Annotated in this window: 19 protein-coding genes; 8 read left to right on the forward strand and 11 right to left on the reverse strand. The window is 47.0% G+C overall.

Annotated elements, in window-relative coordinates; translation table 11 throughout:
• The first annotated feature begins 3 nt into the window (after positions 1 to 3).
• Both porN and RA156_RS11880 read left to right on the forward strand, forming a co-directional pair.
• A complete protein-coding gene (gene porN, locus RA156_RS11875; protein WP_306640317.1) occupies positions 4 to 855 on the forward strand; it encodes a type IX secretion system ring subunit PorN/GldN in 852 nt (283 codons plus the stop codon).
• A gap of 56 nt (positions 856 to 911) precedes the next feature.
• Positions 912 to 2,858 carry an ABC-F family ATP-binding cassette domain-containing protein gene (locus tag RA156_RS11880; RefSeq protein WP_306640318.1) on the forward strand — a complete coding sequence of 649 codons (1,947 nt, stop codon included), beginning with the start codon at positions 912 to 914 and terminating at the stop codon, positions 2,856 to 2,858.
• A gap of 1 nt (position 2,859) precedes the next feature.
• On the opposite strand, the gene RA156_RS11885 is transcribed toward RA156_RS11880, so the two are convergent.
• The 5 genes from RA156_RS11885 to purL form a co-directional block, all read right to left on the reverse strand.
• Positions 2,860 to 3,531, reverse strand: a complete 672-nt coding sequence (locus RA156_RS11885) for a hypothetical protein (RefSeq protein ID WP_306640319.1) — start codon at positions 3,529 to 3,531, stop codon at positions 2,860 to 2,862.
• A gap of 186 nt (positions 3,532 to 3,717) precedes the next feature.
• Positions 3,718 to 4,746: an RluA family pseudouridine synthase gene (locus RA156_RS11890; RefSeq protein WP_306640320.1), complete on the reverse strand. Its 1,029-nt coding sequence runs from the start codon at positions 4,744 to 4,746 to the stop codon at positions 3,718 to 3,720.
• Between the two features lies 1 nt (position 4,747).
• Complete coding sequence (locus RA156_RS11895) at positions 4,748 to 6,658, reverse strand: T9SS type A sorting domain-containing protein (RefSeq protein ID WP_306640321.1); 1,911 nt, start codon at positions 6,656 to 6,658, stop codon at positions 4,748 to 4,750.
• A gap of 16 nt (positions 6,659 to 6,674) precedes the next feature.
• The gene (locus RA156_RS11900; RefSeq protein WP_306640322.1) at positions 6,675 to 7,472 is read right to left on the reverse strand and encodes a PASTA domain-containing protein; all 798 of its coding nucleotides are present in this window, start codon (positions 7,470 to 7,472) and stop codon (positions 6,675 to 6,677) included.
• A 102-nt stretch (positions 7,473 to 7,574) separates the two neighbouring features.
• On the reverse strand, positions 7,575 to 9,818 hold the full coding sequence (purL, locus tag RA156_RS11905; RefSeq protein ID WP_306640323.1) for a phosphoribosylformylglycinamidine synthase subunit PurL: 2,244 nt from the start codon (positions 9,816 to 9,818) through the stop codon (positions 7,575 to 7,577).
• 193 nt (positions 9,819 to 10,011) lie between these two features.
• Here purL and dtd point away from each other — a divergent pair, with 193 nt between their 5' ends.
• Together dtd and RA156_RS11915 are read left to right on the forward strand one after the other, a co-directional pair.
• On the forward strand, positions 10,012 to 10,464 hold the full coding sequence (gene dtd / locus RA156_RS11910) for a D-aminoacyl-tRNA deacylase (RefSeq protein ID WP_306640324.1): 453 nt from the start codon (positions 10,012 to 10,014) through the stop codon (positions 10,462 to 10,464).
• Between the two features lie 77 nt (positions 10,465 to 10,541).
• Complete coding sequence (locus RA156_RS11915) at positions 10,542 to 11,069, forward strand: hypothetical protein (protein ID WP_306640325.1); 528 nt, start codon at positions 10,542 to 10,544, stop codon at positions 11,067 to 11,069.
• A gap of 163 nt (positions 11,070 to 11,232) precedes the next feature.
• Here RA156_RS11915 and RA156_RS11920 read toward each other — a convergent pair whose 3' ends face one another.
• Together RA156_RS11920 and RA156_RS11925 are read right to left on the reverse strand one after the other, a co-directional pair.
• Positions 11,233 to 13,470 carry a T9SS type A sorting domain-containing protein gene (locus tag RA156_RS11920; RefSeq protein ID WP_306640326.1) on the reverse strand — a complete coding sequence of 746 codons (2,238 nt, stop codon included), beginning with the start codon at positions 13,468 to 13,470 and terminating at the stop codon, positions 11,233 to 11,235.
• A 341-nt stretch (positions 13,471 to 13,811) separates the two neighbouring features.
• Positions 13,812 to 16,046 carry a choice-of-anchor L domain-containing protein gene (locus RA156_RS11925; RefSeq protein WP_306640327.1) on the reverse strand — a complete coding sequence of 745 codons (2,235 nt, stop codon included), beginning with the start codon at positions 16,044 to 16,046 and terminating at the stop codon, positions 13,812 to 13,814.
• Between the two features lie 124 nt (positions 16,047 to 16,170).
• Here RA156_RS11925 and RA156_RS11930 point away from each other — a divergent pair, with 124 nt between their 5' ends.
• The gene (locus RA156_RS11930) at positions 16,171 to 16,500 is read left to right on the forward strand and encodes a nucleotide pyrophosphohydrolase (RefSeq protein WP_434064842.1); all 330 of its coding nucleotides are present in this window, start codon (positions 16,171 to 16,173) and stop codon (positions 16,498 to 16,500) included.
• Complete coding sequence (locus RA156_RS11935; RefSeq protein ID WP_306640329.1) at positions 16,497 to 19,400, forward strand: exo-alpha-sialidase; 2,904 nt, start codon at positions 16,497 to 16,499, stop codon at positions 19,398 to 19,400. Before RA156_RS11930 ends, RA156_RS11935 begins: the two co-directional genes overlap by 4 nt.
• 123 nt (positions 19,401 to 19,523) lie before the next feature.
• On the opposite strand, the gene RA156_RS11940 is transcribed toward RA156_RS11935, so the two are convergent.
• Positions 19,524 to 20,051 (reverse strand): RBBP9/YdeN family alpha/beta hydrolase, encoded by a 528-nt coding sequence (locus RA156_RS11940; protein ID WP_306640330.1) that lies wholly within the window; start codon positions 20,049 to 20,051, stop codon positions 19,524 to 19,526.
• 535 nt (positions 20,052 to 20,586) lie between these two features.
• On the opposite strand from RA156_RS11940, the gene RA156_RS11945 reads away from it, so the two are divergent.
• Positions 20,587 to 21,093, forward strand: coding sequence for a DUF3124 domain-containing protein (locus tag RA156_RS11945; RefSeq protein ID WP_306640331.1), 507 nt, complete (start codon positions 20,587 to 20,589; stop codon positions 21,091 to 21,093).
• Positions 21,094 to 21,098: 5 nt separating this feature from the next.
• Positions 21,099 to 21,710 (forward strand): MarC family protein, encoded by a 612-nt coding sequence (locus tag RA156_RS11950; RefSeq protein ID WP_306640332.1) that lies wholly within the window; start codon positions 21,099 to 21,101, stop codon positions 21,708 to 21,710.
• Positions 21,711 to 21,813: 103 nt separating this feature from the next.
• Here RA156_RS11950 and recQ read toward each other — a convergent pair whose 3' ends face one another.
• From recQ to RA156_RS11965, 3 genes are all read right to left on the reverse strand, one after another.
• Positions 21,814 to 23,928, reverse strand: coding sequence for a DNA helicase RecQ (gene recQ / locus RA156_RS11955; protein WP_306640333.1), 2,115 nt, complete (start codon positions 23,926 to 23,928; stop codon positions 21,814 to 21,816).
• Positions 23,929 to 24,024: 96 nt separating this feature from the next.
• Positions 24,025 to 24,813, reverse strand: a complete 789-nt coding sequence (gene nadE / locus RA156_RS11960; protein WP_306640334.1) for an NAD(+) synthase — start codon at positions 24,811 to 24,813, stop codon at positions 24,025 to 24,027.
• Positions 24,814 to 24,843: 30 nt separating this feature from the next.
• The gene (locus tag RA156_RS11965) at positions 24,844 to 25,635 is read right to left on the reverse strand and encodes a porin family protein (protein ID WP_306640335.1); all 792 of its coding nucleotides are present in this window, start codon (positions 25,633 to 25,635) and stop codon (positions 24,844 to 24,846) included.
• Positions 25,636 to 25,731: the final 96 nt, after the last annotated feature.

The following is a 25,731-nucleotide window of genomic DNA, read 5'->3' on the forward strand; positions in this document are numbered from 1 at the left end:
AGCATGAAAAAGGTAGTTCCGATTCTTGCTGCTCTACTGCTCATTTTCTGCTCAACAGCAGATGCGCAGGTGCAGAACGTTCTTGACGGTGCCTACGTCAAAGAACACAATGCCACGAAACGTGTGATCCCGTATCCACACCTTCGCGAGGCTGATGTGATGTTCGCTAAGCGTATCTGGCAGCGTATGGATATGCGCCAGAAAATGAATCACCCATTCTACTACCCTATCGAGGAGATTGAAGATCGTAAGTCATTGTTTGACGTGATCAAGCACGCTCTTTTGGTAGATGGTTCATTGACGGCATACAGCCTCGGGCCAACTGTAGATGACGACGAGTTCCATTACCCAATGACTCAAACAGAGATTGATTCTCTCCTACGTCCGGTGATCACTCAGTACACTGAGGATCCTGACACTGGAGATCGTATCCCTGTAGAGGTGGAAGATGAAGTTCGCTCGGAAGATGTAACGATGTACGAGATCAAAGAGGATTGGCTCTTTGACAAGCAGCGTTCAGAGCGTTTCGTTCGTATCATCGGTATCTGTCCTATGATGGAAGATTTTGATGATCAAGGTGAAAAGCGTGGTTACAAGCCATTGTTCTGGTTGTACTTCCCTGAGTGTCGTTACGTTTTCGCTAACGCAGATGTATACAACTTCAACAATGACTCGCAGCGTCGAACATTTGAAGATCTATTCCAGAAGCGTATGTTCTCAAGCTACGTAGTTAAGGAATCAAACGTATATGATCGTTCGATTTCAGCGTACGCTCGTAACATTGATGCACTTCTAGAATCAGAACGTATCAAAGAAGAACTATTTGAAGTAGAACACGATTTGTGGCACTACTAAAAACGACTTAATATCTTTGAAGCGCTCACCTCGGTGGGCGCTTCTTTTTTACGCCTATGCTCACGATCGGAAACCTCAATTTATCATTCGGACAACGACAGATCTTCTCAGATCTATCCTTGTTCATCAGTGATCGTGAATGTGTGGGCCTCACCGGCCGAAACGGAGCTGGGAAAACCACCCTTCTACGTGTCATCGCGAAGCAAGTCAACCCTACCTCAGGGTCGGTTACCATGCCTAAAGGTGCGACTATCGGTTTCCTTGAACAGGAAATGACGCACAACGAACAAAACACCATTCGCGAAGAAGCCGCTTCCGCGTTCAGCGAAGTGCAAAAAATTGAAGGCCGAATAGAAGAGATCACAGCTCAGATCACCGAACGAAGCGACTACGAGTCTCCTGAATACCATCAATTGATTGATGAACTCAGCGAGTTGAATGATCGCCTTGCGGTAATGGGAGGTGTCAATATTGAAGAAAAGGCGCAACGCGTGCTCCAAGGACTCGGGTTCAACCCTGAAGACATGGACAGAACCATGTCAGAGTTTAGCGGTGGATGGAAAATGCGTGTGGAGCTGGCTAAGTTGCTTCTTCAGAACCCAGATCTCCTACTTCTCGATGAGCCTACCAACCACCTAGATATCGAATCGATTGAGTGGCTTGAAGGTTTCTTGAAAACATATTCAGGAGCGATTGTACTCATCTCACACGACAAAGCATTTCTTGACGCGCTGACGAAGCGTACGTTAGAAGTGACGTCAACACGTATCTATGACTTCAAGGCGAACTACTCGAAGTACATGGAGTGGCGAGCAGATGAGATTGAACGCCAAACGCAGGCACAAAAGAATCAGCAGAAGTATATAGAAGATACCAAGCGCAACATTGAGAAATTCCGTGCAAAGAAGAACAAGGCGGCTTTTGCTCAGACCTTGATCCGAAAGCTGGACAAACTCGAGCGCATTGAAGTAGACTCAATGGAGAACATTGTCATGAAGTTCTCCTTCCCTCCTGCCCCTCGCTCAGGTAAAGTGGTTGTGAAAGCTGATAGCCTCGTAAAGAACTATGGTGACCTCCATGTATTTCATGATGTGAATCTGATTATGGCCCGCCAAGAAAAAGTGGCCTTGGTTGGAAAGAATGGTGCAGGTAAATCTACCCTGACCAGAATCATCATGGGTACAGAGCCGCATGATGGTGACTTTGAACTCGGCCATAATGTTGAGATTGGTTACTACGCCCAGAACCAAACGGAAGAACTCGACGGCAACAAGACAGTATTCCAAACTCTAGATGACGAAGCGCAAGGTGAGATTCGCAAGCAATTGCGTTCAATACTTGGAGCATTCCTCTTCTCGGGTGAAGACATTGACAAGAAGGTGAAGGTCTTATCTGGAGGTGAGAAAGCGCGCCTCGCTCTCTGTAAGCTCCTTTTAAAGCCATCAAACTTGCTCATACTTGATGAGCCTACCAACCACCTCGACATGCGCTCTAAAGACGTTCTAAAGCAAGCGTTGATGGATTACGATGGCAGTCTTATTATCGTATCACACGATCGCGATTTCCTTTCCGGTCTTACTGAGCAAGTATACGAGGTGACCAAAACAGGATTGAAGCAGTACATCGGTGATATTCGAGAGTTCTTGAATGTTCGTCGTGCTCAGTCTATTGCGGCCTACGAAGCTGACGTAGAAAAGGAGAAAAAGGCAAAAGCCGCTCCTTCTGATCAGAAACTGAGCTACCAGGAACGCAAAGAACGCGAGCGTCAAAAGCGTAAGCTCACGAACCGCATCAGTAAATGTGAGCGTGAAATCGAAGAATCAGAAACACGAATTGCCGAACTCGATGAAGCGATTTCGCTCCATGACTATTCCGATAAGGAAGGAACGGAGAAGCTCTTAGGTGAATACAATGAGCTGAAAGCGAAAGTAGAAGAGCTCATGGCCACGTGGGAAGCAGCCGAAGAAGAGCTCTCTACCATCAATGATGAGTCTGAAGATTAGCTCACAAACTCACCGCAATCCGAATCGTATAAGGCGCGTTGAACGCCACATTCATTGATTCTAAACTTGGCACATCTTCGTCAATAGGGACAGAGAATCCTTCTGCCTCATAGATGACCCTTTGATTCTCCTTTATATCTGTGACATAGAGCTGGAAATTGGCCTCTGAGAATAGAGACACTCGGTCATTGATCCTGAACCTGATACCAAGAAAGGGGGATACTCCTTGATTCGATTCTACGATCTGCTCTTCCCTCACCCCTGCATTGAAATTGTAAATGGTCAAGCCAAGGTCATCCAATTGACTGTAGAAGATGTCTAAACCAAAGTAGGTTTGCCACCGCTCGCTCAACTCAATAGGACGCTCAATTCCGAGCGAAGCGAGAAAAAAGCGACGATTGGATTCAAAAACTTCATCAATGCCGTCAAGGGTATACTCTTGATCTCTTGATTGAAAGCCGAGACCAGCTCGTAGATTAAATGACTCGAAGTAACGTCTGTATGTGAGGGCAGTTGAGCTCAGTTCGAAGCCTGTGCTATTCGGAATAAACCGAGCAATCAAATAAGTAGCATCAACTCCGATTTCATTCTTCGGATTCGCATCTTGAGCGTGCACCAACAAGGCAGTGAGAGAGAGCAGACCTAGCACAGCCCACCGTTTCCAATGTATCATAATGGTAAGTTTTGTTAGCTGCAAGGTACAGCAGACGGGTTGTACAAGGGCTTACGACTATGAAGTTTTGGGCAACACGTATAAACTTTTCAAGGCTTATGGCCTAGGGCTTAAGGCTTAAGTATGACTGGCGCTGAATTCAGCGCTCATTATTTATTACTTATTACTCTAATCGGGGAATGCGGGTTATTCAGCGCGTCGTTCCCATTTGTCTAGGACGCTGGTGAAATCTTCTGGTAGCTCGCTTTCGAATTGCATGAACTTACCTGTGCCTGGGTGAGTGAAGCCTAATGTTCGTGCGTGGAGCGCTTGACGTGGGAGGAGGTCAAAACAGTTCTCTACGAACTGCTTGTACTTCGAGAAGCTTGGGCCTTTGAGGATTTTGTTTCCGCCGTATTCAGGGTCACCGAAGAGTGGACTTCCGATGTGCTTCATGTGAACGCGAATCTGGTGCGTTCTTCCTGTTTCCAGTTTACATTCAACTAGCGTGACATAACCGAAGCGCTTGATGACCTTGTAATGCGTCACGGCGTGCTTTCCATGATCTCCCTCTGGGAACACATCCATACGTTTGCGGTTTTTGAGGGAGCGGCCGATATGTCCGGTAACTGTGCCATCTTCTGCGATGTCACCCCAAACGAGGGCATTGTAACGTCGTTCGACGGTGCGCTCGTAGAATTGTTCCGCCAACTTCGTTAGCGCCGTTTCCGTTTTCGCGATGACCATCAATCCAGTAGTCTTCTTATCTAGACGATGTACAAGGCCCGGACGGGGTGTATCAAAGTCTTTCTTATCTGGAAGGTTGTCGAAGTGATAGATCAAGGCATTTACCAACGTTCCGTGGTAGTTGCCATAACCTGGGTGGACCACCAAATCAGAAGGCTTATTGACTACACACACCTCATCATCCTCGTAAACGATATCGATAGGAATATCTTCCGGAATCAACTCAATCTCACGCACTGGGTGAGGCAACTCCAGGGTCACGGTATCACCTGGTTTCACCTTGTAGTTTTGCTTAACTGCAACTTCGTTTACACGAATGTAGCCGGACTTCGCCGCCATCTGCAGTTTGTTGCGTGAGGTGTTCGGAATTCGATCGATTAGGAACTTATCTACGCGCAAGGGCGCTTGACCTGAATCTGCTTCAAATCGGTGATGTTCGAAGAGGTCGCCCTCCTCATTCAATTCCGGTTCTTCGGTAGCTTCTGACATACTAGCGCTTAATGATACGCTTTCGGCCGTAGGCCTGAGAATTCTGATCCATCACCTGCATGAGGTACACCCCAGGTGCCAAATGAGAAAGATCAATCGTAGACGATCCGTACAGATTGTTTGATTGCTCAACAATGCGTCCGTTCATGTCTAATACTTGAGCGTTGTAAGATCCAACACCGAACTCAGGAGCAATATTCAGCTGATCCTGGAATGGAACTGGGTAAACGTTGAATTCTATTTCTGCTTGCTCTTCAATATTATTCCACACATTCGTCATTCCTGCTTTAAATACAGGACGGATCATCACACTCCCTTCGATAGAAGACTGCGTCCATTCTGCACCGAGGCCGAGCTGGAAGAATAATCGAGTTGGGTTTGTATTCGTGTTCTTGTCAAGACCTACGTAAAGCTCTTCACTCCCGTTTTGGTTGAATCCTACATAGATTGGACCTTCCACCTCAATCGTTTCTTCGAATTCGTAGAAGGTGAATACGTTGTAGCCATCGTTGTAATAGTATGGCGTCAAGAAGGCGAAGTTGTCTACCAACTCATCTCCGGGCACTCCCCCATCGTCATTCCAGACACGAAGGTTGAAGCTTTCATTGCTGTTATCTTCTTGGAAAGGTGTCCAGTGAATGAACACGCCCAGCAATGTATCCGGCGTCACCACGTTATACTTCACCGCAGCTTTTCCTCCGGCTACGTTCAAGCCCCATGCGCTTTCCGCTGAACCATCATCGTATGAGTAATAGTTCTGGAATACCTGTTGGAACACTAACGAATCATTGTCAGGCACCCCTACTTTTTCATCGCTCAAAATACCGATGTTGTCAGCATAGAAACTCACGTCAAAGGTCGCTGTCGTGTCACTTACTGTATCGTCAAAGACAAAGTTGTTCGGTGCACTATTGACAGCGTAATCTGTTGTGAAGAAAGACTCAGGCCCTACTACTACGATGGAGAAGTCATTTTGGTAATCTTCGATATCCCCTTCGTACTCGATACGGTAACCAGAGGTCACGTTATCAGCCTGAGTAGTTGACAGGTTTCGTTGAAGCGTTGAGGTCGTACTGCGCATGAACTGCGTAGGGTTCGTTTGGAAATGCGTCCAAGGCATCGCCGTCAAATCCTGTAGCATGGTGTTCGGGCATTCCACAAAAGCCACTTCGAAAAAGTCGAAGTTCTCTGGATCAATGTTGTTATTGACGAGTACGTAATCCAAGTGCCAGTGATCCAAATTCCCCGTTAGGGTAGAATAATTTCTAAAACGGAACTGGAAACCATCTTGCAAGAAGATGTCTTGATCAATTGGAATAAAGACTTGCTGAAACTCTTCGTGTTCAGCTCCTGGTATACTCCACTGATGGAACCATGGATTTTCACCGCCAATTGGTGCGAAGAATTCGACTACCAATGAGTCAGGCTCGTCTGGTGAATTCCCTCTTCCACCGCCTTGGTAGAAGAAAGTCAGGTAAACGTTATCATCTGCTGATAATCCTTCCAGATTAATTGGCAATGAAGTCAACGTATCTGCGGGACCGTAGCTATCAGTGATAAAGTCATAAGGATAACCGGTGCGATCAAGACCATCAAGTGTTGCCACTCCAATGGTAGGCGGGTTAATCGGGAATGTACAGTTCACATAAGCTGAAGTATCAGCCCATCGTTGCACACTTGCCGGAATCTCAGGATCATTCGTTGGAAGCGAGTAGGTAGCAAAATCATCAAAGAATGGAAGAGACAAGCTCGTCTCACCTCCGCGCTCTAGCTGATGACGCTTTTCGAATTGCTGTTCTTTTTTATGCTGCTCTGCCTTCGAGAAATTGATCATGAGGTCGCGCTCCACTTCCTGTCCGAAAACAGTCAAAGCGAACGACATCAAGACGATCGAGAGTAGGTGTTGTTTCATGTTATGGTGTCGGTATCTAAGGAGCTATCGTTGAGTCTGGCTCTATGGCTCTTATCCCTAGGAAAAGATCCACCAGGCTACCCACCTGAACTCCTTGTTTCCCATCAGCTGTAGGCGATTGTCTGTAGACGCGCGCCATGGCTGAATCACTTTCAGTAAGTACTGTGCTGTCGTACAACGTAGAACCAAGGGTTAATCGTGCGTTGTTCAGCGCAATTTCTGCAGAATCAAGCGTCATTCCCTTCAGCGAAGGCATATTTACGCGTTCATCTCCCAGCTTACCTATTACAAGTGTAACGCGTTCTCCCCTCCTGATTTGTGCATCTGGCTCGAGCTCTTTCCCTTTGCGAACGACCTTTACAACCATTCCCGCGAGAAGCTGATCTTCTACGTATTCCTTCTCGTAACGAATGCCCTTGTTATCGAGGATAATTTCGGCCACACGTTCATTCATTCCTTCTTCAACCTTTAAGGTTTCTGCTGGTGGAGTCAATCGGTAAACCGTCAAGTAGACTAATCGTCCTTCTTTCACTTCTGCTTCTGCCGGTGGAGATTGTTCGAAGATTGCTCCTCGTTCTCCCTTTTCAGAATAGACGGAATCAATGACCACATATGTGAGGCTGAGTTCATCTAGTTTACTCGCTGCATCTGCAATCTGCATCCCCGTCAGGTCAGGCACGTCAACGTGCTCTCCGTGTTCTGTAGACCACGAGAGGTACATGTAAAGCCCCAAAGGAACCAAGACAACAAAGATGAGGGCAAAGATTAGATTCTTTGCGAAGGTCTTCGAAAAGATAAACTTCAAGAACTCCATGTGGTTAATCGGTGTGGTTTCAAAGATAACCAAATGCCCTTCCCCGCTAGAGGCTAGACATTTGTCGAACAGGGTTATAGGCTAAACGCCTTCCGAGTTCGATTATTTGGTCATTGCATCACCGATCGAGTTCTGGTAGATATCTCCCAGATCTTGAACGAAACCGTAGTGCTCACCGTCAACTACCATCTTGCCTTTTGTGACATGTCCGAGTAGTGTCAAAGGAATACCGTGCTCACCAACCATATCGATGAACTCTTCTTCGTAGTCTTCTGTTACCGAAACAACGATACGGCTTTGAGACTCCCCGAAGAGGAAGGCATCTTTACGTACCTCTGAATCAGACACAACGTCGAATCCAAGTCCACCTGGTAGCCCCATTTCGAAGAGTGCTACGAACAACCCACCATCAGCCACATCGTGACATGCGTTGATGAAGTTGTTCTTGATCAAGTCTTGCACACATTTTTGCAGCTTCAACTCCTCCTGCATCTCGAAGTGAGGTGCTGGAGATAGACGCACATTGTGCACGCTTGATAGGTATTCTGATGAATTGATATCGTTTCGCGACTCACCCAATAAGAAGATCAAATCTCCTTTGTATTTGAAATCAAGCGACATGTGCGTCGACTTATCTTTCAATACACCCAACATACCAATCGTTGGCGTCGGGAATACAGGCTTAGCCGTACCGTCTGAATCTACAGTCTGGTTGTAGAAGCTTACGTTTCCTCCAGTTACTGGAGTTTCGAATTGACGACAAGCTTCTGACATTCCTTTGATAGCACCAACGAACTGCCAGTACACTTCTGGGTTGTATGGATTTCCGAAGTTCAAACAGTTGGTAATCGCTGAAGGAATACCTCCTGAACATGTAATGTTACGAGCCGCCTCAGCTACCGCGATCATTGTTCCTTTCTCTGGATCATTGTTCACGTAACGTGCGTTACAATCAACAGTCAAAGCAATAGCACGGTTGGTTCCTTTGATGTTCACCACACCGGCATCTGAAGGGCGGTTGGTCCCCATGTTGCCAGTACCCACCATGCTATCATACTGTTCCCACACCCAGCGCTTAGAAGCGATGTTGTAGTTAGAAAGCATCTTGCGCGCTGTGATGACCATGTCTTTTGGTTCTTCGATTTGATCAATCGAGAACTTCTGCGCTTCAGCGTAGTATGCTGGCTCTGAGTATTCACGTTCGTAAACTGGAGCACCGCCACCAAGAACCAATGATTCTGCCGGCACTTCTGCCACGATCTCTCCATGATTAAAGTAGCGGATGTTTGGTGAATCCGTTACCTCACCAATGTTCACAGCGTTCAAATCCCACTTCTCGAAGATGTCTTCTACGATTTGTTCTTTCCCTTTATGAACAACAACCAACATACGTTCTTGAGATTCAGAAAGTAGAATCTCGAACGGTTTCATATCCGCTTGACGCAGCGGAACCTTATCAAGGTGGATATCCATTCCCACTCCACCAGCTGCACTCATTTCACATGATGAACAGGTAATTCCTGCTGCACCCATGTCTTGCATACCAACGATGGCGTCAGTGTTGGCAAGTTCGAGCGTTGCTTCAAGCAATAGTTTCTCTTGGAATGGGTCTCCTACCTGAACTGAAGGAAGATCATTCGCTGAGTCTTCCGTAATGTCTTTAGATGCGAACGAAGCCCCTTGAATTCCGTCTTTACCTGTAGCAGAACCTACAATGTAAACCGGGTTTCCTGGTCCTTTCGATGTCGCAGAAATGATCTTGTCAGTCGTGAGGATACCCGCAGACATGGCGTTCACGAGTGGATTCACTTGGTAAGACTCATCGAAGAATACTTCTCCTCCAACCACCGGAATACCGAAGGCATTTCCGTAGTCACCAATTCCTTTCACTACCCCTTCGAGTAGCCACTTCGTACGTGGGTTCTCTAGCTTTCCAAAACGGAGGCTATTCAGCTGAGCAACCGGACGTGCTCCCATCGTAAAGATGTCTCGGTTGATTCCTCCAACACCCGTTGCTGCACCTTGATAAGGCTCAATTGCTGAAGGGTGATTGTGGCTTTCAATCTTGAATGCACACCCCAATCCATCACCAATATCCACCAATCCGGCGTTTTCTTCTCCGGCTTTTACCAACATGTGCGGACCGTCTTTAGGGAGGGTCTTCAACCACTTGATGGAGTTCTTGTAAGAACAGTGCTCACTCCACATAACAGAGTAAACACACATTTCCGTGAAATTAGGTGTTCGTCCGAGGATCGATTTGATCTGTTCGAACTCTTCTGGCAATAGACCCATTTCTTGGGCCTGATCGAGGGTAGCTAGCTCCTGGGCTGCGGCTGTACTCATTTGACAAGAAACTTTGAGGCAAAAGTACGTTTTTCAGCTTGATCCAGGTAGTAGAGTTTTACCCCGATTCATACAGGATATGAACAACGTAGAACCATGTGGACTTCACTGCATACTCTTAGCTCAAAACCTAGACTAGACAGAGTCTACAGAACAAATTGACCTACACCATGAAATTCCTTACCTTCGAAATGTGCGGATCGTCATACAACGTGTAAGTCGAGCTTCGGTAGAGGTAGAAGGAGAGATCATCGGTGAAATAGATCAAGGCTTTATGATCTTGGTTGGGATCAGCGTCGATGACCAAGAGGAAGACGCGGATTGGCTGGCAAGCAAAGTAGCTTCTTTGCGAGTTTTCGCTGACGCGGAAGGAAAAATGAATCTTGACATACGTAACGTCAATGGCAACTGCCTGGTGATAAGCCAGTTTACGCTGCATGCAAAGTACAAGAAGGGAACCAGACCTTCTTTTATCCACGCAGCAAGACCTGACCAAGCCGTTCCGCTTTACGAGCACTTCTGTACGAAGTTATCTGAAGCCATCGGCAAACCAGTGCAGCGCGGGGAATTCGGAGCGATGATGAATGTATCATTAGTGAACGAAGGACCGGTGACGATTGTGATGGATACGCATGATAAGGCTTAGGGCTTAAGGCGTATGGCTTAAGGACTGAGCAGACTTTTTTACTACGACAAGACTACTATTAAACTTAACCGTTTGCTATGCGTACTGTAAGATCCGTGCTATGGAAGTCCATAGTGCTTCTCTTGACAATTTCATGCCTGTGGTGGACCTACCTCGATAAATTCATCATCCCAACGCTTATGGGAGAGGTGGAAATTCATGGTGTACTCTACATTACTGCTGTACTGCTTCTAGTTGTCTTTTTTGGATTGACCATGATGCTCGGGTTGACACTGAAAAGCATGGTATACCATCGAAACTGGATTAGCCTCAACGACGGAGTCATCGTAGACTACTCTTCTTTTACACGCTGGAAACGCGTCATCCCGCTCGAAAAACTACTACTTGTTGACCCACTCGAATTGCCAGATGCCGAAATCAACTTCCCTCAAGAGGTAGGACAAAAAGAACCACTCTACTTGCGTCTTGAAGATGAGAAGAACCCATACTTCCTTCGTCAGTTGCTTATTCATGATGAACACTTCAGCAGGCTCATCACACGCCGAAAAGACTTGGTAGATTTTTTAGATGAAGTGATTGTTGAGCGTAAACGAATGACGGCTTAGAGGAACGCGGGATGCGGATCGCGGATCGCGGTTCAGTGGCTTTTGATAAGCTGAAATCTGTTAGCGATGATCCTCGTCAAGACAATAACTCTTTATAATCACTAAATAGACCTCATACCGCGATCTGCGATCCGCAATCTGCATTCCGCGATCCGCGATCCATTTACCTTTGAATGATTACGCGTTGACGTAGAGGTTCTACCCCCTTCCCTAGCTCCAACACAAAGAAATACACACCGCTTGCTACATCTAACTGCAGCTCATTGCGGCTCATCCAGTGCGCCTGGACTTGTCTGCCTCGGGAGTCGTAGATCTTGACGTTTCCTTTTTGGGCGCCTTGCAGGCGGAACACTCCGTTTCCTGGATTTGGGTAGACGGAGAAACCACTGTGTAATCGTTCAACGGAGCGGATGATTGAGTGGTCGAATTCACCGTTGTAGTCTGTTTGTCTGATTCGGTAGTAGCTCACCCCGAAAAGAGGATCACGATCAACGAATTGATAGCTCTGCGGTTCAGTAGTTGTTCCAGCGCCAAGAACGTTTCCTATGTCTTCCCATATCTCGCCATCTGCGGATCGTTCAACGGTGAAGTATTCATTGTTAATCTCGGTGGCGGTTTGCCATTGGCAGAGTACCTCTTGGTCTTGACTGATCAACTTTGCTTGAAAATCTAGCCACTCAACTGGCAATAGAATTTGAGCGCAGGTCACAATCACGTTGTCTGCTACTGTGATGGTTGAACCGTCACACAAGGTGTATACTGCTTCAGCAACGAAAGCCTCCGTGTCTTGGTCAGGACAAATTTCAATCGAGGCCCCTGATCCAATGAAGCCATCGTCTTGGCTGTACCAATTGATGTCAACGATCGAGTTACCGCTAGGAGTGAAACGCCACGCTTCATTACCAGCTGTCCATGGACCGGTTTGACGTGAATCAGGAGTCACACCTGCGGTACCAGTCGCGTTCTGAACTCCAATCAATGCATTTCCGCTATTCCAGCCTGTGCAGGTTTCTTTTTGCTCTACGTATACCTCGATGACATTGGTCGTTTCGTAAAGCACAATCTGTGATGTACTCGTCATGGCGTTACATGAAAAATGGCACACTCCGTCGTAGTTCACCACAAAAACGCGACATGGCGCTGTACCGAGCACGGCGTATCTCGCCGCACCACAAACCGAAGGATCGATATCGTGGTAGATCCCGAAGATGCTGTTCAACGGAAGGTTTGGATCTGGGCAACTCTCGTTGAAGGCCCATCCACAGTACCCTCCAGCGTCTGCCAGATTGAAAGAAATCACTCCATTAGAACCTACGATGATTTGCGAGTAATTCGTCCCATAGAAACAGAAATCGAAAGGAAGACTAATCACGTCTGACCAAACGTCATCTGTATTGATGGAAAACTGAGTTCCCGTATTGTAAGGATATGGAGGGTTGTATGCGATTCCACACGCCTCATAATCTGTCGTCTCTCCAGTTTCGAAATAGTCAGCAGTTAAAGTGAGGTTTTCGCAAGGATCAGAACATTCTGGGATGGCAATATCTGCTCCTAGGTCAATCTCTGGACATCCTGTGGGGTCAGAGGAAAAACAATCAATACAAGAACCATCATCACACTGGGCCAATGGATCATAGTTTGCTGCAGTCGGATCAGTGCACCCTGTAACTGTGTTCCCTACCACAAAGGTGAAGGTTCCAGCTGTTCCTGAGGTACTTCCATTCACTGGGTCATTGTAAGTCCATGAAATCTCACCATCCCATGTCCCACCACCAGCAGTAATCGTATAACACCCCTCGGTCAAGCAAAGCGCATCTGTTTGAAAGGAACCGGTCAACATCGTCCCCGATGCCACCACTGTTCCGCCGCTATCATAAATCTGATACGTCGCTCCGTTCCATCCATCTGCGAAAGAATCAAAAAGGTCTATGGACGCACAAACGTCATAACAGCACGCATTCGCGTTCGAATCAGCCGCATTGTAATTACAGGCTGAAGGGTCGTTGCAGCCATCAAGCGCTGCACATGAATCTAAGGTCACTGTGAAACTAGGAAGTGAAGTAAAGTTCGAACCACAGAAATACTCGTTTACCTGAACGGTGTAGGTTCCTGTTGTAGTTGCAGTGAATGTTACTTGTGATTGGAGGCCGCAGAAATCGTCGTTATAAGCAGCAACAGTCAATCCCGGGTCGAAAATGGTGATCTGAGAATCCCATCCTCCACCACAGGTCGATACCGTATAGGTGCACCCTGCCGTAGCTTGTATGCTGTACTGATCTCCACCCCATACGTTGGTAAGCGTCACGGTATTCCCAACCCCAGCCGGAGTCACGTCACCCCAATTTATTCCGCCATACCCGCACTGGGCAATGGATTCAGATGATAAAAAAGTCAGTAGCACTAAAAGCAGACAGAGCCCCCGCATACATCGCAATGCTCGGCTCACAATAGTCAGATTTAGTAGGTTCGATTACAATGTACTAGGATTATTCTGCATTCACACGGATTTTTCGACGAAAAGGATGAAATGGTAGACGGTGGACGGTGGACGGTGGACGGTGGACGGTGGACGGTGGACGGTGGACGGTGGACGGTGGACGGTGGACGGTGGACGGTGGACGGAATTTAGATAAATAGGTGACTTAGCTGAACGATTAGACACTATTTAGAACATAATCTATTAGCAAAAAACGGACGCCGGATGCCGGATGCCGGATAAAGAGTAAAGGAGCGGAAGCCCTATTACCGTACAACCAACCTCTCCCGCCAAAAGACCTCATCCTCAATGACGAACTGGAGGATGTACATCCCTTCCGCTAGGTGGTCAGTTAAGTAAGCCGATTCGGCGTTCCGCGTTAGCGAGAATACCTTGCCGTCAAGCGAAACAGCTTTTATTTCACCATTCCAGCCAGAAGCATAGAATCCTGTAGTCGTTGGATTTGGATAAACTACAGGTGTTGCATCAGGTTTGAAGAAGTGAGCGCGAGTTTCAGTGACATCCCATTGGCCGTCGAAATCAAATTGTTTGATGCGGTAGTATGATAGTCCGATAAGTGGGTTTTCGTCGCGGAACTCATAGTGTAGCAAGTCATAGGAATCTCCGTTGCCTGCGACTTGTCCGATGGCTTCCCAGTGGTTTCCGTCGGTGGATCTTTCAATGATGAAGTGACTATTGTTGCGTTCACTGATTGTCTCCCAATAACATTTGGCTACCCTGCCTTCGTCTTCTGGAACCACTTCAAATTCAAGCCACTCTACAGCGAGCAAAATGGAAGAGCAGAGATAAAGCGTTACAGGCTCAGGGACAGTACAGCTACATACGTTATCCAATTGTAAGGTGAGGGTTTCAGGTATGCCATCCAGTTGATCAAGGATACCCGTCACGTCGACCGTTTGCCATGACTCTCCGGGCTGAAATGTCACGGATGTCACAAGGTCTTCGTAATCAACTCCTGCTACTGCAGACCCTGAGAAGTTGAAAGTCACCGTCACTTCTTCTTCAAATGGATCGCCATTATTGACGAGTAAGAAACTGCCGTAATCTTCACAGGTTCCCGATGTCGATTGTCCGCCACCCGGAGCCACCGCTGCAGCTGCCACATCTACACCAGCCGAGAAACTTTCTGCCTGAAGGAATACCGCTGAATCATAAATTGAGTCTCCTCCATCTGCCACAGCAATCGTGATAGTATAGGTTTGGCAAGGCACCGTATTAATAACGGCTTCCATTGGTTCCGTGTATCCATCGTATTGAACTGCCGAACCAGCGTTATCGTTGTAATAAGCAGGATAGTACGGTAAGCACAAATCCCCGTTGTTGTTCACGTTGTTGATGGTTACCGGGTCTGAAGTACCTGGAACGATAGCAATGTTGGTATTGTCTGCATACCCTGGACCACTCACGAAAAACCCGAAGACATCGTTCAATCCTGAACACACGAATTCAGGATATTCTTCAGATGCAAAGACATAAGTAAAGGTCACTTGAGACGTGCTGGCGGTGAACTCAAAAGTGAAAACAGAGGCATCGTAGGTAAACACCCCAGAGATATTATCCAGAAGCAAACTACCTGCGGCTCCTGTCGCTGTTCCAGCGGAGCCCGAGGTATTTGGGCCCGGTGCGTTAAACACGCTACCACTGGTAATAATGATTCCTTCTTCGATTCCGATTCCACTTCCGTTACTGAAGGTTCCAATCGCGCCTGCATCACCGGTATAGGTTACGTTTGTAGCCTCCAAGCAATCCCCAAGGAACACATCAGTAATCAACTGATCTGCAGTATATGAACCACTCTCTACTGTAATCACATCTGTATTCACTGGATCACATGCAGCTCCCCCAATTGAAATTTGAACATAACCGTAGCCACCAGTTGCCAGGGTACCGGTACCAATAGTGTTACCCGCAAAGTCAACCAAGGTCCAAGTAGCTCCATTCCAACTATCTCCGAAACTATCAAAGAGTTCGAGGAGGTAGCAGTCAGATTCAAGGCAGAGATCTACACCAGTGGTGGCGAATCCTGATTGAACCAGGTTTCCCGCACCATCAGATAAGTTCCAAGAAATCTCTCCATCGAAGGTACCCCCGAAAGCGCTGAAGGTAAATGGCTCTGCGCAGGGTGCTGGACTGCCACATACGGCTCCTCCGATACTGACCTGAAACGTCTCGGCTGCACCATTCAACATGGTCTCGGTAGCCACCGCAACTCCAGACTCATACAGCACCCAGTTGGCACCGTTCCAGCCATCACCAAAAGAATCAAGAAGATTGAGGGAATAACAACCAGCAGGTAGACAAACTGTATAACCAACAACAGCGATATCATTGGCCACTAACAATCCACCTTCGTCATATAGCTCCCAAGAGATTTCAGAATCCCACGTACCCCCGCCTGCATCGATGGTATAATTCGTGCATTGCGCAGTCGCGCCAAGGGCAGTACCCAAGAGGATAAGTATGACGACAAGGTGCTTCACGTCAATAGTAGCACTGTAGAGTGCCAGCCGTTCTTTTAGTTAAGGTGCCTTCAGTCAGCGGCAAGGGTTTACTTGCTATCTTCCGGCTGAATTCCCCATAAAGATACGAAAAGTGACTCAGGACATCACGATATCAGAAGCACAAAAGCAAGTGGATCATTGGATTAAGACCATTGGTGTCCGCTATTTTCATCAATTAACCAACATGGCTATCCTCACCGAAGAAGTTGGTGAGCTGGCGCGCATTATCGCTCGTCGATATGGCGAACAAAGCGAGAAAGAGTCGGACAAAAACCGTGACCTTGGAGATGAGATGGCCGATGTGCTGTGGGTATTGATGTGCCTCGCAAACCAATGCGATGTTGACCTTACTGAGGCTCTTCAAAAGAACATCGAAAAGAAGACCAATCGCGATAAAGACCGTCACAAGAACAACCCGAAACTCAATTCATGAAACGTCTCCTACCTGCCCTCCTCGTTCTACTTATCATTGGAACCCTTGATGCTTCCGCGCAGCGAAAAAAGAAACGAAAAGACCTCATAGAAGCCACCTCAGCTGAAGACCGTATGGCGTCTTTTGAGAAAAAAGCACAGCAAGACGCCGCGTCGCTCGTCCGAGGAATTGAGTTCAGAAACGTTGGACCTACGATCATGAGCGGCCGTGTGGTTGACGTTGATGTTAACCCAGATCGTCCGCAAGAGTTTTACGTGGCTTACGCTTCTGGTGGTGTTTGGTTCACGAATAACAATGGAACAAGTTTCGAACCCATTGCTGATAATCTACCCACTCAAAACGTGGGCGACATCGCCGTAAATTGGTCTAACGGCCATATCTGGGTTGGAAGTGGTGAGAACAATTCATCGCGTAGCTCTTACGCTGGTACAGGTATCTACCGCAGCAAAGACGGCGGGGCTTCTTGGGATTATGCTGGGCTGCCTGACAGTCATCACATTGGTCGCATCATTCTCGATCCAGCAAACGAAGAAAAGGCAGTCATTGCCGTTGCCGGGCACTTGTACACCCCAAATAAAGAACGTGGTCTATTTGTCACAACAGATGGAGGAAAGTCATGGAAAAACACGCTCTACGTTGATGAAACCACGAGCGCCATTGACCTCGTGGCGATGGATCCAGAAGCGCAGCATTTATTCGCTGCCATGTGGGAGCGTTCACGTTCCGCTTGGAACTTCATAGAAGGCGGAAATGGTTCTGGTGTCTACGAAAGTAACGATGGTGGAATGACCTGGGAATTGATCACGAAGGTGGAAAACGGTTTCCCTTCTGGTCCTGATTGCGGGCGGATCGGCCTGACTTCATACCAAGGTCCGAAAGGGCGCTTTCTGTACGCTATGGTTGACAACCAAGCGCTTCGACCAGAAGAGGAAAAAGAAGAAATTGCGGCTGACACAACGCTCAAGAAACAAGACTTCGAAATGATGTCGAAGGCTGAGTTCTTGCAACTTGACTCTGCCTTGGTTCAGCTTTACCTAGAAGATAATTACTTCCCTGAGCGCTATTCAGTGGAAGTGGTTTTCGACATGGTTTCGAAGGATGAAATTGCGCCTCGTGCCTTGTTTGATTATTTACATGACGCTAACGCGGAATTGTTTGACACCCCAGTGACAGGCGCTGAAGTGTATACCTACGATTTAGTTGAAAAACGCTGGACTCGCACTCATGAAGATTACTTGGACAATGTGGTCTACAGTTATGGCTACTACTTCGGATTGATTCGCGTTCACCCAGCCAATCCGAACCGACTTTACATTGCCGGAGTTCCTGTATTGACTAGCGAAGACGGCGGTGCTTCTTGGCGCTCGATTCAAGGCGACAACCAACACGTAGATCATCACGCTTTGTGGCTTGATCCGCAAGACGAAACACATCTCATCTCTGGAAACGACGGCGGCATCAACATCAGTTGGGATGGTGGCGAAAGCTATGTGAAATGTAACTCACCATCTGTGGGTCAGTTCTACACTGTAGCTGTAGACGATGCCAAGCCTTACCGCATCTATGGCGGGCTCCAAGACAACGGAGTCTGGGTTGGTCCATCGAACTACCAATACAGCGATGGCTGGCACGACTCAGGGAAATACCCTTATGAGTTCTTGATGGGTGGAGACGGAATGCAAGTGCAAGTGGATACACGCAGTAACGAGTCACTTTACACCGGTTACCAATTCGGACATTACTACCGCATTGATCGTGAGACTGGTGATCGCTCCTACATTCATCCGAGTCATGAATTGGGTGAAAACCCATTGCGTTGGAACTGGCAAACGCCTATTCATCTTTCACGCCACAATCAGGATATTCTGTACATGGCTTCGAACCGTTTCCACCGTTCAATGAAGAAAGGAAGCGGAATGCAGACACTCTCCGAGGAGCTGACAAAAGGCGGCAAAAAAGGGAATGTTCCCTTCGGGACCTCTACTTCAATTGACGAGTCTCCGTTACAGTTCGGGCTACTCTACTTAGGCACAGATGATGGAAAGGTCTGGATGTCAGACAACGCAGGACAAGACTGGAACGATATCAGCTCCGGGCTCCCGTCTAACTTCTGGGTGACACGTGTTGAAGCCTCAAACCATGACCCGAACCGAGTGTATGTTACGCTCAACGGATACCGTTTCGACCACTTTGACGCGATGGTCTACGTTTCTGAAAACCGAGGCACTTCATGGACACGCATCGGGAATGACCTACCTCTAGAACCTGTGAATGTCATCCTCGAAGATCCGGTAGAAGAATCCATCCTCTACCTTGGAACAGACCATGGACTGTATGTAAGTATGGACCGCGGAACAAGCTTCCATCGCTTTTCAAACAATCTACCACCTGTGGCCATTCATGATTTGGTGATGCAAGAACGTGAACATGACTTGGTTGTTGGAACACATGGTCGATCGATTTATGTAGCAAACATGAGTTACCTACAAGAGTCGATCAACGCCAGTGACCTCATGGTCTTTGATGTTAATCCAATCCGCTGGAATGACGGCTGGGGTAGCAATTGGAGTCCATGGGTAAAACCGTGGGAACCAACAGTTGAAGTAGCATTCTTCTCCGCAAGCAGCGAAGATCAATCCCACACCATTGAAATCTGGAACAGCGAAGGCGAGCAGTTCTTCGTTGAAGAGATCACCGCATCTCCAGGCGTTAACATCATCGAAATCGAACCCATCCTCTCCGAAGGGAAAGTTGATGGTGTTAATCAAGGCCGTGAAGGCAGAGAAGAAATGCCATTAGAAGCAGCCGACAACGGAAAAGTCTACTTACCGGTTGGGGAGTATGAGTTGAGAGTGAGCGCTGGAGGCGTCACAGAAAAGACAACGTTGACTATAGAATAGTCGAGGGACGAGAGTCGAGAGTCAAGAGACTAGGGACTAGGGACCACCAATCGATAAACTATAATCGATAATCGATGACGGCGTTCACTTTAGAGCAAGAAAATAAGCCCTACGCCTTAGGCCTTAGGCCTTAAGCCTCTCCAAAAGAGTAAGCCCTTCCTTCCACTCACCATACCCTGACTTCCCCTCAATATGTCCGGCGCCTTCTAGTACGACCAATTCACTTCCCCAAGCTTTGGCAAACTCCTTTGACCTTAGAAAATCCGTGACGAAATCATTTGTACTTGCCACTACAATCGATGGGAAGGGCAGTTTATCCATCGGAATGGGTGCGAAACCAGTGATGTATAAAGGGTAACTTGGTTTTTCAGGATCGCTAGGAGCCACGAATAATGCGCCTTTGATTTGATGACCGTACTTTTTCACCCAATGCACAATCGCCATGCATCCGATTGAATGTCCGGTCAAAATCAACTCTTCATGCGGATGATTTGACAACACCTCCTCCATTCGTTGGATCCACGTTTCACAATCTGGTTCCTCCCAGTTCTCTTGCTGCACGCGTAGGCATTGATCGCCAAGTTCTTTTTCAAAATAACTCTGCCAATGGTCTTGCGGTGAGTTTCGGAGGCCGGGGATGTTGATGATCAAGAGAGGAAGAGTTAGAGTTAGAATGAGAATTAGAACTAGAATGAGGGGGTGAATTTGGGGAAAAGGGATGACTTGTAGGGCAGGTATTAACATGGAGAGTTGGTTTTTAGGGAGATTAGCATGGTTAACCCACCTTCGGTGGATTAGCATGATTAGCATATCGTTTGAGGCTTAGCATGATTAGACTTGAGTATCTTAATGGCGAAATGGGCGAACACAAGAATCTGCACGGCCTCCCGAATAGTGTAGTCCGGAAGTACTTCAGTACTAATTTGGCAAATGAAGGTGCATACATAGGTAGTGTATAAAGTAATGGCTTATTCGGTTGCGGAATCAAAGCACAAGAACTTCTTCCAACTTAAAGGCACTTAACTCAATTCCATCGTGCAACAAATCATTGAACACATAGCCAGCCGCCTTCTCCTTTTTGACGACAAGAAGAACAATCAGACTATTACACTTCAAACCATATCTTTGAGTCGGATAGCTAGTGTCCTTTCAAATTAAGTGTTCAAGACATCAAAAGAAGACACATATGAAACCATGGATTTTTGCATTGACAGTAATTACAGTTCTATTCGCTTGTGATAATGAACCTCATGTCCAATTTCCAGAAGAGAACTGGTCTGATCGTGTCGCGACAATGCAGAATACTGACTCCATGGCGCATGGGAAGACGTATTTATCTGTTTATTCTCAGATATATAGTTTCTCTCAACAAAGAAAGTACAACATGACCGGGATGGTCAGTCTTCGGAATTTGAGCGAATCAGATACCGTATATATCCTAAGAGCCGACTACTTCAACACAGTGGGAAAGAATATTCGTTCTTATGTCAAAAAACCAGTATTTCTAGCTCCTATGGAAACCATTGAAATCGTAATTGCGCAGTCTGACGTTGAGGGAGGAACTGGATCGAACTTCTTATTCGAATGGAAGACTCCGAGCGGATGTCCAGAACCACTTTTCGAAGGTGTCATGAACTCAATGGAAGGTGCACTAGGTGCCTCATTCACCACTACCGGAAAAAGAATCGAATAGTGCTTATGCATGAATTGATTACTAAACTCCTCTTTCTATTCGCTGTAATTGATCCAATTGGATCAGTCCCCGTTTATCTGGAAGCTACCAGAGAATTTGATGACTTCAGCAAAAAGAAAATTGCCATCAGAGCCTCTGCTGTAGCCTTCATGATTCTGCTGTTTTTCATCGTTGTGGGCCAGTTGATCTTTGAAGGTATGGAGGTCTCCATCGATGCGTTCCAAATTTCTGGAGGCGTCATCCTCTTTCTCTTCGCATTAACCATGATCTTCGGCGACGGTAAACCTGAAAAGGAGAAAACCCGAATCACAGACTACCGGCACGTAACGGTATTCCCGGTGGCCATACCGTCTATCGCATCTCCAGGAGCGATTATGGCTGTTGTACTCCTCACAGACAATCAAATTTACAGTGTGCAAGAACAAATGGTTACTACTCTTCTTGTCGCAATAATTATCACACTCACGGCTCTACTTCTTCTTGTCGCCAACAGAGTTCAAAAGATTATTGGAGACTATGGAATTATGGTTATTAGTAAGATCATGGGGCTCATATTAGGAGCATACGCTGTTCAAAACATTCTCTCCGGCATCAAAGACTATTTCTTCAGTAGCTGAGTTTTGAGGGTTGGATTCTTTTCCTAGCATCATTAGACCGACGTTAGTGGCTTAGCATGATTAGTCGACCATTTCGCCATTTAGCCTTTTCGCCCTTCCGCCCTTAAATCCTCGCAATCCTCAACTCAAAAAAGCTCACCTCGCCCTTAAACTCTCTGTGAATCTCAGTCAACGTAGCCTTTGGCTTTCGCTTGAACGCCTCTAGAATCTTTGCTCGCTTTTCAGCAGGGATGAAAGCTTCTGAGGATACCTTACCAGCAGTGATAAGCTCGTACACGTGTCCTTCAACGGTGGAGGTGGCCAGTTTTCTTTGGCGAGCAATGGAGCCTACGGTTTCACCTGCGTTAAGCATAGTCAACGTTTCTATGGCTGACATTCCCGGACCAGTAGAATTCTTCTTGCGCTTGATCACGCGTGCTGGGGTAAGATCCACCTCCATGTCTTTGCCTTTGCAGAATTCAGCGATCGCGGTGGCGAAGGCTTCTCCAAACTGCTCCGTCTTTTGCTCACCGAATCCAGAGATCTTGGAGATGTTTTCGATGTTGGTCGGACGATACCTGCTCAATTCTTGGAGGGTCTTGTCGTTGACGATCATGTACGCCGGTAGATCTGCTTTCTTCGCCAAACCTCTGCGCACCTTCTTCAAGGTCTTGGTTAAGTCAAGGTGCTCTGGAACATCTTCTGCCAACACTTCTTGGTCGTGGACTTCGGTATGTTGAATCAGTTCTACCTTTTCTTGTCCTTTGAGAACGGCTTGGCTCTTTGCCGTGAGCTTCAACAGAGGAAACTTCCCTCCGTCGATTTCAAGTAAACCTAGGTCAATTAAATAGCGCAAGTGCCGATTCCATTCGTTCTTGCTTAAGTCCTTCCCTACCCCGTAGGTCTTGAGTTCCTTGTGCTGATCTTTGATCTTTTGCGACTTCGATCCTCGAAGGAAATCGATGACGTAGCCTATTCCAAACCTACCTCCTAAACGCGCTACCGCGGAAAGGGCTTTTTGAGCAATGATGGTTCCATCGAAATAGGTCTCTTCTCGGAGACACACATCACAGTTCCCGCACTCTCCTGGGTGCTCTTCATCAAAGTAGGCGAGCAATGATTGACGTCGACACACCCTGCTTTCGCAGAGGTCGATCATCTGATTCAACTTCTTCAGCAAGTTCTCTCGATGGTTATCATCGGGAACATCATCAATAAATCCACGAAGCATGTGTGCGTCACCCACACTGTACAACAGCATGGCGTGACTATCTACCCCATCTCGTCCTGCACGACCTGTCTCTTGGTAGTAGCCCTCTATGTTCTTTGGAAGGTTCCAATGCACTACATAGCGCACATTCGATTTGTCGATTCCCATCCCGAAGGCTATGGTAGCTACTACCACCTGGACATCGTCTCGAATAAAACGTTCTTGATTGCGGCTCCTAACTTCTGGAGTCAATCCTGCGTGATAAGGCAAGGCGGTGAAACCAGAGTTGTTCAACCACATAGCCAACTGCTCTGTTGACTTCCGCGATAGCGTGTAAATAATACCGCTATCGTCTTTGTACTTCGAAAGGAAGGCCAATAACTTCTCTCGTCCTTGCTGGCGCGGTTCAATGGTGTATTGAATGTTCGGACGATCGAAACTGGCAATGATAATCTTCGGCGCACGCATCGTCAGGTTATTGACGATATCAGCCCTTGTTTTCTTATCTGCTGTAGCCGTCAGAGCGATCATTGGAATCTCCGGAAACAGGTCCCGAAGCTCCTTCAACTTTAGGTATTCTGGCCTGAAGTCATGTCCCCATTGCGACACACAGTGTGCCTCATCAATTGCGAAAAAAGAGACATTCAATTGCTGCAGAAAGCGTGTGAACGGCTCATAACCAGAGAAGAGTTTCTCGGGCGCTACGTACAAGAGTTTGATCTCCCCTTTAACTAGCTGATCTTCGATTTCGCGCTGTTCGGTAGCCGTTTGCGTTGAATTCAAATAGGCCGCTGCGATACCATTCTGTTTGAGCGCTTCCACTTGATCTTTCATCAAGGCAATGAGTGGAGAAATCACCAGACACACCCCGTCTTTGATCATTGCCGGGACCTGATAACAGATGGATTTCCCTCCTCCGGTAGGCATCAAGGCTAAGACATCTTGTCCTTCAAGAAGTGCAGAAATGATCTCTTCTTGATTGGGACGAAAGCTATCGTAACCGAAATATTTCTTGAGGGTATTGAGCATAGGTTAGGTTCTCCGCTGCGAAGGTGCAGACAATTTCTTCCCGTTCGACAAGCAGTTTATACTCGTCGGAGAAATGTTTGTGCGTGTGTTGGATAATCAGCCTTTCAGCTGCGCTGGAATCTCACAGACCGGAATAGGAACCATCTTGTGCTGATTCGCTCGGTGCAGACGAGTGTAGATCGCATAGACCTCTTGTTGCCTTCCTTCCAAGGTACTTTCGTCGCCTTGATTCTTCTGGAATTCCATCGCCCATTCCAGCTCTGGATAGCTGGCTCCAATTTGATCTTCATCTGTGCGATCATCTCCCCACAGACCATCTGTTGGGGCTGCATTCATGATCTCACTAATGACACCCATCTCTTCCGCGATAGCGTAAACTTCAGACTTATATAAATCAGCAATTGGACTAAGATCAACACCTCCGTCACCATATTTGGTAAAGAAACCGACCCCGAAATCTTCGACTTTATTCCCTGTTCCAACCACCAACGATTGGCGCAGACCGGCGAAGTAATAGAGCGTTGTCATACGCAGGCGGGCGCGAGTGTTCACCAATGCCATCGCTTCATCTTTATCTCGGGTATCTGGAACCGCATTGATGAAATCTTCATAGAGATCGGTCAATTCTACCTCAACGCTGCTCACATTATCAAACTGCGCTTTGAGCATTTCGATGTGCTTACGTCCGCGGCTCACTTGGGAAGGAGCTTGGTGAATTGGCATTTCTACACAAAGCAAAGGCCGTCCTGTACGGGCGGCCAACGCTGAAGTAACAGCTGAATCAATTCCTCCGGAAATACCCACGACGAAGCCGCGAGTTTTTGAGTTCAGCGAATATTCTTTGAGCCATTCAACAATGTGCTCAACAACACCTGATGTATTCATGTCATGTTTTCTTGAGTGCGACACACTCTATTAAAACAAGATACCGAGGTTAAGTTCGATCGAGTTTGAAATTGCACGCAATCTTACATCGTCGCGTGGCTGACCTGATTCAAATACCGGCTCCCCGTTTTCAGTGCGGATCACGTCTGTGTCTTTGAATGCGTTGGTGAATCCATTGTTATATGTCACACCAACTAGGATCGAAGTTGATCCACTCAGGTTGTATTCAATACCTCCTCCGATGATCATAGACATGCGGAATAGCTGCACATCGTCAGAGAAGTTTACGTCTTCTTCGAGTTGCACTACACGATCTGCTACAGCCTTCCATCCTGGATCCATTGGATCTGACTCATCGTAGAAGTACATCAACTCATCTTCGTTATCTCCACGAGCATTGATATTCACGCCTAGACCGAATCCGAACTGACCCCAGTATGTAATGTATCCGATTTCGTTTGTACGTAGTTTGAAGGTCAATGGAACTTCAACGTACTGGTTGCTCATGCTGCGTTCGCGACGAACAATGTAATCAGTGCCCTGAGAGTTGGTCACCTCTAGATAAGAGATTTTACCTCCATTACGCATCACATTCACTCCCGTTCCAATGGCGTAGTTCTGTGCGAAGAAGACATCGGCATTGAATCCGAAGCCAAAGCGCAACACGGAACCTTCGCTCGTGAAGTGTTTGTCTTGAGGTTGGAACCAGGAAATATTCGGACTCACCTTGAATCCCATGCGGAATTTGGTAAAGTCTTCCTGTGCAGTTGAAAGCTGAGTAAATGCCATAATGGCGATCAGTACAGAAAGCGTCTTTTTCATCGTGTTGTGGTTTTTACCGTGCTTATGACGTTAACTCTTCGAAAAAGTCATCCATTCAAGGAATAAATGTCTATCTCGAAGCATATTCATAATTTT

It is taken from the genome of Sanyastnella coralliicola (assembly GCF_030845195.1).
In the GTDB taxonomy this organism is placed as follows: domain Bacteria; phylum Bacteroidota; class Bacteroidia; order Flavobacteriales_D; family Sanyastnellaceae; genus Sanyastnella; species Sanyastnella coralliicola.

Excerpts from the sequence above, each read along its gene's own strand:
- RA156_RS11950 (WP_306640332.1), top strand. The coding sequence starts at position 21,099 with ATGCATGAATTGATTACTAAACTCCTCTTTCTATTCGCTGTAATTGAT.
- RA156_RS11935 (WP_306640329.1), top strand. The coding sequence starts at position 16,497 with ATGAAACGTCTCCTACCTGCCCTCCTCGTTCTACTTATCATTGGAACC.
- porN (WP_306640317.1), top strand. The coding sequence starts at position 4 with ATGAAAAAGGTAGTTCCGATTCTTGCTGCTCTACTGCTCATTTTCTGC.
- purL (WP_306640323.1), bottom strand. The coding sequence starts at position 9,818 with ATGAGTACAGCCGCAGCCCAGGAGCTAGCTACCCTCGATCAGGCCCAA.
- RA156_RS11885 (WP_306640319.1), bottom strand. The coding sequence starts at position 3,531 with ATGATACATTGGAAACGGTGGGCTGTGCTAGGTCTGCTCTCTCTCACT.
- RA156_RS11890 (WP_306640320.1), bottom strand. The coding sequence starts at position 4,746 with ATGTCAGAAGCTACCGAAGAACCGGAATTGAATGAGGAGGGCGACCTC.
- RA156_RS11880 (WP_306640318.1), top strand. The coding sequence starts at position 912 with ATGCTCACGATCGGAAACCTCAATTTATCATTCGGACAACGACAGATC.
- RA156_RS11900 (WP_306640322.1), bottom strand. The coding sequence starts at position 7,472 with ATGGAGTTCTTGAAGTTTATCTTTTCGAAGACCTTCGCAAAGAATCTA.
- RA156_RS11915 (WP_306640325.1), top strand. The coding sequence starts at position 10,542 with ATGCGTACTGTAAGATCCGTGCTATGGAAGTCCATAGTGCTTCTCTTG.
- nadE (WP_306640334.1), bottom strand. The coding sequence starts at position 24,813 with ATGAATACATCAGGTGTTGTTGAGCACATTGTTGAATGGCTCAAAGAA.
- recQ (WP_306640333.1), bottom strand. The coding sequence starts at position 23,928 with ATGCTCAATACCCTCAAGAAATATTTCGGTTACGATAGCTTTCGTCCC.
- RA156_RS11895 (WP_306640321.1), bottom strand. The coding sequence starts at position 6,658 with ATGAAACAACACCTACTCTCGATCGTCTTGATGTCGTTCGCTTTGACT.
- RA156_RS11965 (WP_306640335.1), bottom strand. The coding sequence starts at position 25,635 with ATGAAAAAGACGCTTTCTGTACTGATCGCCATTATGGCATTTACTCAG.
- RA156_RS11945 (WP_306640331.1), top strand. The coding sequence starts at position 20,587 with ATGAAACCATGGATTTTTGCATTGACAGTAATTACAGTTCTATTCGCT.